The organism is Pedobacter sp. BAL39 (genome assembly GCF_000170795.1).
GTDB lineage: Bacteria > Bacteroidota > Bacteroidia > Sphingobacteriales > Sphingobacteriaceae > Pedobacter.
Window position 1 is genome coordinate 1 of sequence record NZ_ABCM01000010.1, and the last position, 13416, is coordinate 13416.

Genomic DNA, 13416 nt, shown 5'->3' on the forward strand with positions numbered 1-13416 from the left:
AAGTTCTTTCCAGAGATGCCCAATGCAGCACAGATCACCATCGCACAATTGCTCAACCATACCAGTGGACTTGCGGATTATGTAAATGAAAACCTGGAGTGGATCGTAAGCCCTCACACAAAGGTGGAATTGCTGGAAAAGATTTCTAAAGCCAGTCCTCATTTCGAGCCTGGTGCAAAACAGGTATATTCTAATGGAAATTACCTCATCCTGAGATACATCCTGGAAAAGATCACCGGGAAGACATATCCTGTAGCATTAAAAAGTAGAATTCTGGACAAGATCGGACTAAAAAACACCATTGCAGGCACCGTCAATAGCAGCCAGCCGCTGGAAGCCAGATCTTATAAACAAATGACGGGATGGAATCCGGTAACCGATATCTACTTTCCTGATGTGGTTGGTGTTGGTGACATCTTATCCACACCACAGGACTTACTTACTTTCATCCAGGCCCTGATGTCTGGCAAGATGACCAGTGCAGAAAGCCTCAGCAAGATGAAAAGTTTTGAAGGACCGCAGACGCTTGCTATGGGGTTGTTAAGAATGCCCTTTTACAGCAAAACCGTAATCGGACATAATGGAGGAACTTTTGGCACCTACAGCGGAATGTACGCAGTTCCTGAAGACGGACTGTCTTTCACGCTCTGCATCAACGGCCTGAACTACAACATGAATGATATATTGATTGCTATGCTCAGTAGCTATTATAACCAGCCTTACAAAATACCCGTGGTTACAGTTGTAGATTTAAAACCTGAGGATCTGGATGACTTACTGGGCAATTACACAAGCAAAGACTTGCCCCTGAAGATTGCGGTCACCAAGTCTGCTGCGGTGTTGGTCGTGCAGGCTACCGGTCAGCCTTCATTTCCTCTTGATGCGGTGACTAAAGATGAATTTAAAAATGAGGGACTAGGGGCTGTGTTAAAGTTCGACAGGGAAAAACATGAAATGACTTTGATTCAGCATGGAAAAAACTTCCATTATGTGATTGAGAAATAGTGATGGTATCACGACATGCCAGACAAAGGGATATGGATGATTTATTTCCTTAAGATCTTCTCCATTGCCTTTCCTTTGGCCAGCTCATCTACCAGCTTGTCCAGGTAACGGATCTGCTGCATCAGTTTATCTTCTATCTCTTCTACACGATAACCACATATCAGTCCCGTAATTTTGGATACATTGGGATTCATCTGTGGAGCTTCCGCAAAGAAGGTTTCAAAGTCCGTCCTATCAAGAATCAGTTGCTGTAATTCCTGTTCATTGTACCCGGTGAGCCAGAAAACAACTTCATGGAGCTCCTCTTTGGTGCGTCCTTTTTTCTCGGCTTTAGTAACATAATGCGGATAAACACTTGCAAAAGCAGTTTGAAATATTTTGGTGTTTTTCATTTTTTTATGCTTTACTAAAGATAATTAATTTTCATAACCACTTCCAACACCCTCAAAAAATTAAGCAAATAGCCCTAAGGACACAAACAATCGACTTTTTGAGTCAAAAAAATCCCTGCCTTAATTTGGACAGGGATCATCATCCTAAAGGATGAAAAATTTAAAATACGGCTAGATTTTTATTTTAATGATCATAGCGTCTGAACCCTCCAGGTCAACATCCAGCGTTTTATTCAGCCCTAACTCTTTCTTGCTGAATAACTCCAGGGCAGAATAAGCACCTTCCTTCAGACCCAATCGACTTAAAGGGACATGAAATCCTTTAGCACTGGATCCATAATTCAATACCGCCACATAAACAAAATCACGCTCTCTCCTAACAAACAGCTCATTAGCACGGTCTCCGGTATTGCCATCCACCGGAATAAATGTGTCCCCTGAGCGCGCAATGTTCAACAAGGACTGATCTTTAAGAAAGTATTGTGACCTCGCGGACCACTGACCAGGGCTGGAAAAATCATCTCCCAGAATTAATGTGCCCGTAATCAATGCCGATGTTAGCCTTGCGCGGTTGGCGCCTTCAGACTCATTGGCAAAGACGACATGATCTGCATCGACAAAATTATAGAGGTAAGACTGCCACCAACCATAGTTTACACTATTCAATGTGTATTCAGTATCATTGATTGTTTTCCAGGCATCGCAGGCAATTCTTCTGATGTGCGCATATCTGCCGGTAGCCAGATTTGGCGAAATTGCCGCGTAGACCAGCATCTGTCCCTCCATCCTATCAATCAGGTATTCCATTCCAGAACGATAAGCCTGCATACCCGTAGTAACAGCAGGGTCATAAAAACCGGTAGACTCAGCTGCCGCATGGCCCAGGAAGTCAATCTTGATCATTTTAAATCCGCATTCTTTCAGTTTCCCGATGATGAAATCAATTCGCGCCCTGGTTCCAGGATGCGTAGGATCCAATGCCCTTGCTCCATCGAAATCATGATAACCGCCATTTACCTTCGTCCACATTTCCCGAAACTTATAATTACTGCCTTCAGCAGTTCCATTGCCACCACCCTGAAAACCCCAGTCTGTAAATGGAGCCCAATAGGCACCCGGCTCAAGCCCCTTACTTTTGCAGTAATCCGCAAAGGCTTTTAGCTTGGTGTAGTCGCCGCTCATGCCACCAGTGAGGTTATCCCAGAAAGAATCCAAATCAATGTAAGCGGTATTGCCATTCCTGAAGTCAGGAAGTTGATCCGCAAAGAAATCCACTACCTTCGTCGCCTTCTCATAGTTGAGTTTCTCCTGAATCACGCCCCAGCTGTTCCAGCCAAAAGGCACCGCGTTCTTCCAATTGAACACATAAGGTTTTTCAGCAAGCCTGTTCGCCTTTCCATAAGCCTCGAGACCAAGTCGCCAGTCCGTAAAGTAACCTACAAATACCAACGGAGATTTAATCAGCTCTCCGCTGACGGCCCCATGCTCCTGTTTATCCCGCGTCACCTTTTCATCCACATAACCTCCCCAGACCTCAAGCGTCGATAGTTCATCCTGATCAGCATCCATCCTGATGCCACTTTTCCAAACCATATGTTCCACAGAACCCACAATCATTCCTTTTCTCGAATTATTCTCATATAAGGCACCAAGCTCCGAACTGACATTTTCAATTCTTTCCTGTGTTGACCTTGCATTGTACCTCACAAAAGCATCATTGTCAAACGGCACAAATAAACTCCGGTTGTCACCTTTAGCGTGGATCATGGCTTTATTGGAAATCAGCGCCGCCATATAATTACTGCTTAGCTTCATTCCACTCAACAGCACCTCAGTAAGAAAGTATTCTTGTTTTGGACTCACATAGAATACCTGTTTCATATCAGGCAGCCCAGCCCGGCTCAGCGTAATGGTATACTTTTTACCACCCCCCGGACTATCTTTCCAACTGCTTTGCTGAAGCTTAGCCTGCTGATAGTCCTTGCTGGACAGCAGCTTTTGCTTGTTCTTTACCTGACTAAACGCTTCATAGATGTAGGTTTTACCATTCGTCAGGACGTCATAAGTCCCACTGTTCAGGTGATAAACAATTTTAGACCCTACTCCATAAGGGATGGTAACCAGTTTCGGATCGGTACTCCGGGCGAGCCCCTCATTAGTAAAAAATAATAAAGTGGCAACAGCGAAGAGTGCTGACAATGTATTTCTCATAGCTTGGTTATTCATTTGTGTTCGAAGCACTAAATTATCACAATCTGGCTATTATCTACATTTATTTCAGGATTTCTGTAGTTCCTGCATTCAATAATCACCATTCGTTGACGATTTCAGAAATCTTCAACACAATAAGCAAATTAGAGCCGACATTGGTGTTCAGAACATTGGAAGATTGAAAAAATTCATAACAATATCCAGTAAGGGAACGTTATATGATGATATCATCTCTCTATGAAATATCTCGTTTTACTATTGCTACTTGCAACACTTTGCTCCTGCCAATCCCAAAAGGCACATGACTTTAATACCCTCCTTGATTCCGCGGAACGAAAGGTTTTCCGGATACTTGTTGCCGATAGCATGGAAAGCAGCCGACTGGAGGCTTTGATTGCAAGAAAACCTGATGTAGCACTTTCCATCGGACAAAAACAGCATCTTGAGTTGTCAAAGGTGATCAAAGAAATTGACCGGACAGATGTTGGTGACCTCCAGGATGGGAAGCCATTAAAGGAAGCATCGATCAAGTATTACGAAGCTTTGCTTCAACTAAAAGACATTGACATACTTGAAGCGCAGCTCATGGCCGTCACGCTTCAAGGTGATGCTGCCAGGGCGCAAAAAGCACAGACTGACATTTCAAATTTAGCATACAAGCGACTGGAACTTCATAAGGTCATCAGTACGAATGACCAGGCAAATTACCAGGCAAAATCAAAATTTGAGAAAGCAAACAGCATCCGCTAAAACCTCAATTTATAATCATCAGTCCACGACGTCAGCAGCTATTGTACCGCTAAAAACTAATATTATGGGTGTTCTTGATCTCTGCCATCACAAAGGTGCTGTGTGTGCTCCCAATACTTTCCACAGATCCCAGTTTGTTAAATACAAAATCCTGGTAATGTTTCATATCCCTGGCATAAACCTTTAAGATAAAATCATAATCTCCGGAGATGTTATAACACTCCACAACCTCGTCAATATTGAGGATGTCCTCTACAAACTGATGTCCTATCTTTTTATCATGCTGTTTGAGCTTGATGTTACAAAAAACAATAAAGCCCTGGTTGAATTTTTCGGCGTCCAGAATTGCAATGTACTTCTTGATATAACCGTTTCCCTCCAGTCGCTTCATCCTTTCAAAAACCGGTGAAGGCGAAAGGTTGACCAGGGCGGCAAGTTCCTTATTGGTATGTTTTGAGTTGTTGGCAAGTATCTTCAGCAACAGCAAATCAGTCTCGTCTAATCCGTTCATAGAATAATATCCCTTATGCCTGATAAAAATAAACCATTAAAAGCACAATATCCTTACATACATTTAAAAACAAGTGATTTTACCTTAATATTATGTTTAAAGAAGTTTTATAATCTTCAAATGTATCTTTGTTGGAGTTTAAAGCTGATTTGTAATAATTAGAGTTCTTTGCATATTTCAACAATCGGAAAAGGTTTTACTTAGCTGTGGATTAATAGGGAATCGTGTGTAAATCACGAACTGTCGCGCAACTGTAAGTAACATAAAGGTTTTTGTCCATGAGCTCCACTGCTGTGCGGGAAGGACGATAAAAACTGTTACAAGTCAGGATACCTGCCTCTTCCGTATTGACGATGCTTTCGCGATTGAAGCTTGATGTCAGATTGATACGGACAATGCCTGTAGGACTGTTATGGTTCATGCTGCCTGCGCCCCTACATTCTACCCTGAAGCTTTGCGCATGGTATCCTGAGATCATGAGGAGCTTGTTACAATGATTATTAACCATTTAAAAAGTTGAAAAGATGTTAACACAAAACCTCGGCTACCCGCGAATTGGTAGCCAACGACAATTGAAAAAAGCCTGCGAACAATATTGGGCAGGAAAGATTGACCTTACCGAGCTGAATAAGGTAGCACGTACCATCAAAGAACAAAACTGGCAGACGCAGCTGGATGCAGACATTGATCTGATCCCCTGCAATGATTTTAGTTTCTACGACCAGGTGCTGGATACCAGCCTGCTGTTAGGCGTAATTCCTCAGCGTTATTCACCGGTGCTGTCGGACATCAAATCCAATAATGAAATTGACCTTTATTTCGCAATGGCCCGTGGTTATCAGAAAGATGGTCTGGACATCACCGCGATGGAAATGACCAAGTGGCTGGATACCAACTACCATTATATCGTACCTGAATTTACAGCTCAGCAGGAGTTCAGGATCTTCAATGAAAATATCTTCAGTGAATACAACAGCGCCAAACAACAACTTGGTGAAAAGGCAAAACCTGTACTGCTTGGACCAGTAAGTTATTTATTGCTCGGTAAAGAAAAAGAACAAGGATTTGAGCGTGTCGACCTGATCAAAGCACTGGTACCTGTATACGTAGACATCATCAACAGGTTAAGGCAACAGGGCGCTACATGGATCCAGCTGGATGAACCATGTCTGGCACTAGACCTCTCTAAAAAAGAGAAAGAAGCGTTTGAATACGCCTACCGCGCAATATCAAACCGCATCAGCGGAATCAAAATATTGGTAGCCACTTATTTTGAAGCATTGCTGGACAATACGCAGCTGGCGGTAAACCTTCCAGTTACAGCATTACATATAGACCTGGTACGTGCCTCAGAACAACTGGAAGAGGTACTGGCATTGATCCCCGACCACCTGCAGCTTTCGCTAGGTGTTGTTGACGGCCGTAATGTCTGGAAAAACGATTACCAGAAGTCCTTAGACCTGATCAATAAAACCATCGAAAAACTGGGTGCCGATAGAGTAATCATCGCCCCTTCCTGCTCGCTTTTACACAGCCCAATCGACCTGGAACTGGAAACAGCCATTGATCCGGAGATCAGGAATTGGATGGCCTTTGCCAAGCAAAAGTTGACTGAAGTTAGTGAAATCCGCCAGATTGCTGAGGGGAATACCGATTTATTGGAAGCCAATAGGGCCGCCATCGAAAGCAGAAGATCCTCACAAAAAGTCCACAAACAGGAAGTTAAAAACCGCATCGCTGCCATCAGTGACGCCGATGCAACCCGTCAAAGTACATTCCCTGTGCGTCAGCGCCTGCACCACGAACGGTTTAACTTCCCGGCATTCCCAACAACAACTATCGGTTCCTTCCCGCAAACCGACGACATCCGTCAGCTGCGTGCGAAATTCAAAAAAGACGAGCTGACGCTGGAGCAATACGATCAGGCCATTGAACAGGCAACAATTGATGCCATCCGTTGGCAGGAAGAGATTGGTCTGGATGTATTGGTTCACGGAGAATTCGAGCGTAACGATATGGTGGAATATTTCGGCGAACAGCTGGATGGATTCCTGTTCACCAAAAACGGATGGGTGCAAAGCTACGGCAGCCGTTGCGTGAAACCACCGGTTATTTATGGTGATGTAAGTCGACCTAATGACATGACCGTACGCTGGAGCACCTTTGCCGCTTCGCAAACGGACAAGCCAATGAAAGGCATGTTGACAGGCCCGGTAACGATTTTACAATGGTCGTTCGTCCGCGACGATCAGCCTCGTGAAATGACGACCAACCAGATTGCCTTTGCAATCCGTGATGAAGTAATGGCACTGGAAGCCGCCGGTATCGGTATTGTTCAGATCGATGAAGCCGCCATCCGTGAAGGTCTGCCACTAAGAAAAGCCAAACATCCGCATTACCTGGACTGGGCGGTAAGAGCTTTCCGTATCACTGCCAGCGGTGTGCAGGACAAAACGCAGATCCACACGCACATGTGTTACAGTGAGTTCAACAACATCATTGAACACATTGCAGCAATGGATGCAGACGTCATCACGATAGAGACCTCGAGGTCGCAAATGGAACTACTACAGGCTTTTGCTCATTTTGAATATCCGAATGAGATAGGCCCAGGTGTATACGACATCCATTCGCCAAGGGTACCAACTACAGAAGAAATGGCTTCGTTATTGGCTAAAGCAGCAGATCTGCTACCGGCACGTCACCTTTGGGTAAACCCGGACTGCGGATTGAAAACACGTAAATGGCCGGAAACGAAAGCTGCACTTGAAAATATGGTTGCCGCTGCCAAACAGGCAAGGGAGCTGATCAATGTAGAAGGCATCGTTTAAATCATACCATCACTGCAGACAATCACGCTCTGCAGTGCTTTTTTCAACTGATCAGCCTTCAAAAAAAACATCTCTAAGCTTCAACGTTCGTGATGGAAGAAAAACCATTATATTTAACCAGCAAAAATTTTCTATGTTCCTAGATAAAATTAAATCCGGCGTGTCTGGAATTTTAACATACGGCATCACTCCTCCAAAATCAGAGACACTCCCTGAACGGATTGCTGAAATTGCCGAAAGAACCATCGCAAGGCTTATTCCTTTGGATATCGATGCGCTCATCGTTTACGACGTACAGGATGAGTCTGCCCGCACCACTGAAGAAAGGCCATTCCCCTTTTTGAAAGCTTATGATCCTTTCAACTTTGCCCGCGAGTACCTCCAGGCGCTGGAAATACCTAAAATCATTTATCGCCCTGCAGGAAAATTCTATAAAGAAGAACTATCCGAATGGCTGGAGCATCTTCACCAGCATCACTTTTACCCTGTTTTTGTAGGTGTTCCTGCGCCCGACTTCCCTGTGAAGATCAGCTTACCAGAAGCATACGACATCTGGAGTAAACATAAAGCAACATCCGTAATGGGTGCGGTAACAATTTCAGAAAGACACGAGGTGTTAAAGGATGAAGACAAACGCATCCTGGATAAGGCCGCTTGCGGGGTGTCCTATTTCATTTCGCAGTGTGTATTCGATGTCGCCTACGCCAAAAAAGTAGTGGAAGACCTTTGCAAAACATGCCGGGAAACGCAGGCCGTCCCGCCTACGATGATCTTCACTCTTACCGCATGCGGTTCGGCAAAAACCCTTCATTTCATGGAGTGGCTGGGCATACATATCCCTGCTCCGCTGAAAGAGGAATTGAGACATTCCGACAATATGCTGGAAAGATCAGTCAATGTTTGCCTGGATATTGCTGAAGAGCTGATGGAATTCTGCTCCAAACAATGTGTTCCTTTTGGCTTTAACATTGAAAGTGTAGCCATCAGGAAAGACGAAATCGAAGCATCAATCTACATGGTGAATCAGATTGCTGAAAAGCTGAAAAAGAAAGGCCTGAGGGAAACGGCAGCTGTTTCAACAGGTGGAACCCCTTAATTCTCTATACAGCTTTCGATTTTAAAAATTGCCTGGTCAGGTATTTCCTAACAGGAATATCGTACAATTTCAGACAGATATAAGCAAGAATGATACTCCCTGTCACCACTGCTGCTGCACCAGGGAATGATTCTTCAAATGTAAGCTGATTGTTCTTGACCCAGGCATAATACAAGTATATGAAAGGATAATGAACGGTATATAAAGGATAGGAAATGTCTCCCAGGAATTTGCATATCCTTGTCGTAAACCGATCGGTACTTTTCCCTGAAGCCCCCAGGTATACCAGAAACGGAAAAATCAAAACGCAGCACACCGTATCGTACAAACCGTTCATCCAAAGATGTTCTGCACCACCGATTCGTGGTACAGCGAGGAGTGCAACGATAGCAACACCGCAGATCCAGAATGGACCTTTTACGTTAGCAGGTTTGAAAATACGGGAAAGAAAAAGTCCGGCAGAAAAAGAAAAAATCATTCTCAGGAATCCTGCAGTAAACTCTATTTTTGTCAGTGAGAATCCAGCACAAATATCTCCGTAAGGTCCTAATATGGCAAATGATGCCAAACCGAATCCGGCAATCACCACCAACACCGCAAGGGCCTTCGTAGAAAATTTATGGATAAACAAGGCATACAGAATGTTGCCGATGTACTCAAAAAACAAAGACCAGCTAGGCCCATTCAAGGGGAACATTTCCCCAAGTCCCCGAACCTCATGCCCGGGAACTGCAGGGATCAACAATGAATTTAACAAAGTGGCGAACAGCAAAGCAAGCCCGGTCACTTTCGACACATCCCATACCGAGCATCCCTGAAAATAAAACAGGATTGCGCCTATGACGGCCCCCATTACCACCATCGGATGAAGCCTTATGATTCTGCGTTTGATAAAATCTTTTGCTTTCATCGTTCCCCAACGGTCATCATAAGCATAACCAACCACAAATCCCGACAGTATAAAGAAAAAATCTACAGCCAGGTACCCGTGGTTGATCCGCTGGTCTAAGTGGCTCGTTGCAAAAGCTTCAAAGATGTGAAAACATACCACTGTGATGGCCGCCACTCCACGCAGTCCATCAAGAACATTGTAATGCGGTTTTGTGTCGGCAAAAGAAGCCGTGGAGAGTTGTGTGTTTAGCATAAGATAAATCCGGTTTGAGTACCCCTGGCTTTTAGAGGCAAGTTGTGAATATAGTAAATTATCACACCCGCCTAAAAAATTTCAGAGTAAAACCGATTCTAAATTTTGCAGCGGCTAAATTAAATCAATTTTGGCAGTACTTTTTCATACGCCCGTCTTGGATTCCCCCTAAAGAAGACCTCTCCACAATAGATATATCCTAATTTTTCGAAGATTTTCATCATGGCAATGTTATCGAAGTTCGTATCGGCTTTAATGCTGTAGATCTGTTTACTGATGGCATATTCCTCTACAAATCCAAGTATTTTTTTTGCCAGGCCTTTTCCAAGATGGTCTTCAGAAACAACGACACGATGAATCACTACGAAATCATCGTCAGTCAACCACTTGCCCTCAATATTTGCATACGCAGGCTCATCATTTGTCAGGATTGCAACATAACCAGTAATTGCACTATGATCAGTCAGTACAAACCCACTGCCGCTCTCCATGTCTTTCCTGATAACATCCGGATTGGGGTAACCATCCTGCCACTGTTCACTGCCATCCTCTTTTCTCCGAATAATGGCCCGCTGTATGATACTCCATATCTGATCGAGGTCAGCAGCCTCAGCCTTTCTAAATTCATATTCCATATGCTAAAATTAAGGCGTTTTTCTTTATAAAGGAGCATTTTACCCGGGCTTCAGCCGCAAAAAAATTAGCCTTCCGGCCATTATGTTTTGTTATTCAACTAATTATATTAGATCAGGCATCATACATCAGCAATGTTACACATCATCATCTGCCGATTTTCAAGTACAAATGTTATCTGGATGTAAACAATGACCGAATAGGTAAGCCGACTGAGCACTATGAAAGAAAAGATAAATATTTTATTGGTCGACGATGATGAGATCAACTCCTTCATACTAAAAAAACTGATAGAGAAGGTGGAGTTGAGGTCAAATATCCAAACTTGCCTCAATGGAGAGGCCGCCTTAGACTACCTGAAAGGAGTCGCTCATGATTCAGAAAAACTGCCAGACATCATGTTCATAGATGTAAATATGCCGCTGATGAATGGATGGGAATTAATGATTGCATTGCCTTCTCTCGGAATTGAAAAACCAATTCATAAATATATCCTTACGTCTTCTTTCGCTGATGTCGACCTACAAAAGTATAAAGAATTCAAATCGGTACTGGATGGATACATCATTAAGCCCATCAGCAGGGAAAGGCTGCAGGAAATTATGGAACCCTATCAATCCTCAGGTAAGTAAAAAGATTTCGCTAGATAATTCCGTGCTTTTTTGCCAAAGGCAGCCTGATAAAAAATGTGGTTCCCACTCCGGCCTGGCTTTCGAACCAGATCCTACCATTGTGTTTTTCAATGATCGATTTAGATATGGAGAGGCCTAGCCCAAAAGGAACCTCTCCACTCGTCCCCGTTTTTTTCGCCGCAGAGAACATGTCAAACACCCGTTCCCTATCTTTCTCAGGTATGCCTACACCGCTATCTGCGATAGAGATCAGGAGGTCATCGGCATTGAGCGTAACTTCAATGCGAATAGTGGAATCGGGATAGCTGAACTTAATCGCATTCACAATGATGTTATTAAACGCACGCCAGATCTTAGGATAATTCAAATGCGCAAAGGTCGGAAGTTTATTCCTTATATATTTTATCTGCTGCTGTTTATCAGCGGCTTTGAAACGCAGCAGCTCCACACAATCGCATAAAATTTCTTCTGCATCCTGTACTTCCGTGACCATAATGTCTTCATTTTCCGCCAACCCGGAATCCAGCAGTTCATTAATCATCTCCAGTGAGTTTGTCCCTGTATTTTTGATCAGGGTTATCATGTGCCTGGTATCTTCAGTCAGCGCAGGATCATCGATAAGGATGATGTCCGCAAGTCCCGTGATCCCAGCCAAAGGATTTCTAAGGTCGTGAGCCATGATCCGCATAATTTTAATGTTGTTCTTATTCAGTTTCTCCAGCTGAACGTTTTTCAAATGTATCTCCTCCTGATTTCTACGATTTCGTTTGAGACTTCTGTAGATGAATAGAATGATCACTATCGCAAATACCACCATGAGTCCGGCAACAATGATGTACACTTTCTTCAGCCAGTTGGCCTGGGCTAATTTCTCCAGCATTTGCTGCTGATTGATGGACTTAAATTCGCGGTCTATATCCAGCTTGAGCAGACTGGAGGAACTAAGATCAAGCGAATCTTTCAGTCTGTTAAATTTACCCAGATAAAGATAGGCATCCGCGGGATTTCCATACTTATAGCTATAGCGGGAATACAATTCGTACCATGACAATCTGGAAGCCTGATCCGCCGATGGGTGACGGTTCAGCAAGGTTTCGCTCGATTTAAATACGGCGGCAGCCTTTTCCCGTTGGTTGGTGTTCAGATACAAATTTGCCAGCTTGAGTAATGGAGGAACCTTCATCACGTCAGGTTCAGGAACCTCAACCGTTACACTTGCCTTTAGTAAGGAATCAGCGAGCGTATACCGCTTTGCATCCAATTCAAGTCCGCCCATATGGTCATACAAGGAAATCAATGCAGGTGCAATGGACTCCCAATCCATGCTCGAACGGGATACCGCCTGGATAAATTTCAGGTCCATCTGGTAATAATGACGTGCACTATCCAAATCCCCTGCATATTGATAAGCCAATCCAGTATGGATTAATGCATTGTGTTTTTGTGAAAAAAGCTTTTCCCTCGATTCGTCCTCCTGGCAACTTTCGAGGAGACGGTAACTCTCCGACCAATATGTTGCTGCCTGCCGATAATTTTTCTGATCGAAGTAAATACCTGCAATCTTGCCAGTAACAGAGCCGTCATTGCAACTTTCAATACCAGATACCTGTCTTGCGAGTTCGTAGTAACGCAATGCTTCCCGGTACTGTTTACGCAAAAACTTAACCTCTCCATTTTTAATCAACGCAGCAAGATAAACCTTGGTTTTAGGGCGTCCGTCGGTATGCATTTCTATGCACATCAGGGCACTGTCAGCATACAAGTTCATCTGTTCGAGATCATGTCCACTGGCATCGGCCGCCAATTGGTAGTATTCAGACTGAACTGCAGGTAGTTTAGGTAATATTGGTCTGATCGCTTCCAGGATGGCAAGTGCAGCACCCTGCTGATTTGCAAAGTTCAGACTATCCGCCTGTTTCAAAAAGATGCGAAATTCCTTATCTGTATCAAGATTTTCCTTGCCACAAGACAACAGGCAAATTAGAGCTATAGCCATACACAGGTGAACGATCACCATATGCACAGCGCAAATGTAGTTGGTTTTCAAACTTCAATATTTTAGGATACTAATAAACTAGGGTAAATATTCGCCAGAAAACACAACAATCAGGGATGACCAAAAAATACTAAACGAACTTGGTCAAATGCCATACCAAGAAGTGACTGTTCCGTCAGCGAATGTGGCGCGGAATTCAGCACGACAACAACGCG

The 13416-nt window shown here is 43.8% G+C and carries 11 protein-coding genes and 1 riboswitch; of the genes, 5 read left to right on the top strand and 6 right to left on the bottom strand.

Features of this window, described 5'->3' with window-relative positions:
- The coding region (locus tag PBAL39_RS13625) for a serine hydrolase (RefSeq protein ID WP_008242386.1) at positions 1–1005 on the top strand (1005 nt) is incomplete at its 5' end.
- A 41-nt stretch (positions 1006–1046) separates the two neighbouring features.
- Here the strand turns inward: PBAL39_RS13625 and PBAL39_RS13630 are convergent.
- A complete protein-coding gene (locus PBAL39_RS13630) occupies positions 1047–1397 on the bottom strand; it encodes a DUF2200 domain-containing protein (RefSeq protein ID WP_008242388.1) in 351 nt (116 codons plus the stop codon).
- 171 nt (positions 1398–1568) lie between these two features.
- Entirely contained in the window at positions 1569–3608 is a 2040-nt protein-coding gene (locus PBAL39_RS13635) for an alpha-galactosidase (protein WP_157274025.1), read from the bottom strand.
- A 237-nt stretch (positions 3609–3845) separates the two neighbouring features.
- Here PBAL39_RS13635 and PBAL39_RS13640 point away from each other — a divergent pair, with 237 nt between their 5' ends.
- Positions 3846–4358, top strand: coding sequence for a hypothetical protein (locus PBAL39_RS13640; RefSeq protein WP_157274026.1), 513 nt, complete (start codon positions 3846–3848; stop codon positions 4356–4358).
- A gap of 49 nt (positions 4359–4407) precedes the next feature.
- Here PBAL39_RS13640 and PBAL39_RS13645 read toward each other — a convergent pair whose 3' ends face one another.
- Positions 4408–4869 carry an Lrp/AsnC family transcriptional regulator gene (locus PBAL39_RS13645; RefSeq protein WP_008242391.1) on the bottom strand — a complete coding sequence of 154 codons (462 nt, stop codon included), beginning with the start codon at positions 4867–4869 and terminating at the stop codon, positions 4408–4410.
- A gap of 174 nt (positions 4870–5043) precedes the next feature.
- A riboswitch (cobalamin riboswitch) is annotated at positions 5044–5225 on the top strand.
- A gap of 168 nt (positions 5226–5393) precedes the next feature.
- On the opposite strand from PBAL39_RS13645, the gene metE reads away from it, so the two are divergent.
- Positions 5394–7700, top strand: coding sequence for a 5-methyltetrahydropteroyltriglutamate--homocysteine S-methyltransferase (metE, locus tag PBAL39_RS13655; RefSeq protein WP_039866635.1), 2307 nt, complete (start codon positions 5394–5396; stop codon positions 7698–7700).
- A gap of 160 nt (positions 7701–7860) precedes the next feature.
- Positions 7861–8796 (top strand): methylenetetrahydrofolate reductase, encoded by a 936-nt coding sequence (locus tag PBAL39_RS13660; RefSeq protein ID WP_232282955.1) that lies wholly within the window; start codon positions 7861–7863, stop codon positions 8794–8796.
- Between the two features lie 4 nt (positions 8797–8800).
- On the opposite strand, the gene PBAL39_RS13665 is transcribed toward PBAL39_RS13660, so the two are convergent.
- Positions 8801–9940 carry an acyltransferase gene (locus PBAL39_RS13665; protein ID WP_008242398.1) on the bottom strand — a complete coding sequence of 380 codons (1140 nt, stop codon included), beginning with the start codon at positions 9938–9940 and terminating at the stop codon, positions 8801–8803.
- 119 nt (positions 9941–10059) lie between these two features.
- On the bottom strand, positions 10060–10575 hold the full coding sequence (locus tag PBAL39_RS13670) for a GNAT family N-acetyltransferase (protein WP_008242399.1): 516 nt from the start codon (positions 10573–10575) through the stop codon (positions 10060–10062).
- Between the two features lie 219 nt (positions 10576–10794).
- Here PBAL39_RS13670 and PBAL39_RS13675 point away from each other — a divergent pair, with 219 nt between their 5' ends.
- Complete coding sequence (locus PBAL39_RS13675) at positions 10795–11205, top strand: response regulator (protein ID WP_008242401.1); 411 nt, start codon at positions 10795–10797, stop codon at positions 11203–11205.
- A 10-nt stretch (positions 11206–11215) separates the two neighbouring features.
- Here the strand turns inward: PBAL39_RS13675 and PBAL39_RS13680 are convergent, their stop codons facing one another.
- Positions 11216–13252: a tetratricopeptide repeat-containing sensor histidine kinase gene (locus PBAL39_RS13680; protein WP_157274027.1), complete on the bottom strand. Its 2037-nt coding sequence runs from the start codon at positions 13250–13252 to the stop codon at positions 11216–11218.
- Positions 13253–13416 lie beyond the last annotated feature (164 nt).

What these genes read in the sequence shown, in the direction of transcription:
- PBAL39_RS13630 (WP_008242388.1), bottom strand. Translation starts at nt 1,397, where the DNA reads ATGAAAAACACCAAAATATTTCAAACTGCTTTTGCAAGTGTTTATCCG.
- PBAL39_RS13635 (WP_157274025.1), bottom strand. Translation starts at nt 3,608, where the DNA reads ATGAGAAATACATTGTCAGCACTCTTCGCTGTTGCCACTTTATTATTT.
- PBAL39_RS13640 (WP_157274026.1), top strand. Translation starts at nt 3,846, where the DNA reads ATGAAATATCTCGTTTTACTATTGCTACTTGCAACACTTTGCTCCTGC.
- PBAL39_RS13645 (WP_008242391.1), bottom strand. Translation starts at nt 4,869, where the DNA reads ATGAACGGATTAGACGAGACTGATTTGCTGTTGCTGAAGATACTTGCC.
- metE (WP_039866635.1), top strand. Translation starts at nt 5,394, where the DNA reads ATGTTAACACAAAACCTCGGCTACCCGCGAATTGGTAGCCAACGACAA.
- PBAL39_RS13665 (WP_008242398.1), bottom strand. Translation starts at nt 9,940, where the DNA reads ATGCTAAACACACAACTCTCCACGGCTTCTTTTGCCGACACAAAACCG.
- PBAL39_RS13670 (WP_008242399.1), bottom strand. Translation starts at nt 10,575, where the DNA reads ATGGAATATGAATTTAGAAAGGCTGAGGCTGCTGACCTCGATCAGATA.
- PBAL39_RS13675 (WP_008242401.1), top strand. Translation starts at nt 10,795, where the DNA reads ATGAAAGAAAAGATAAATATTTTATTGGTCGACGATGATGAGATCAAC.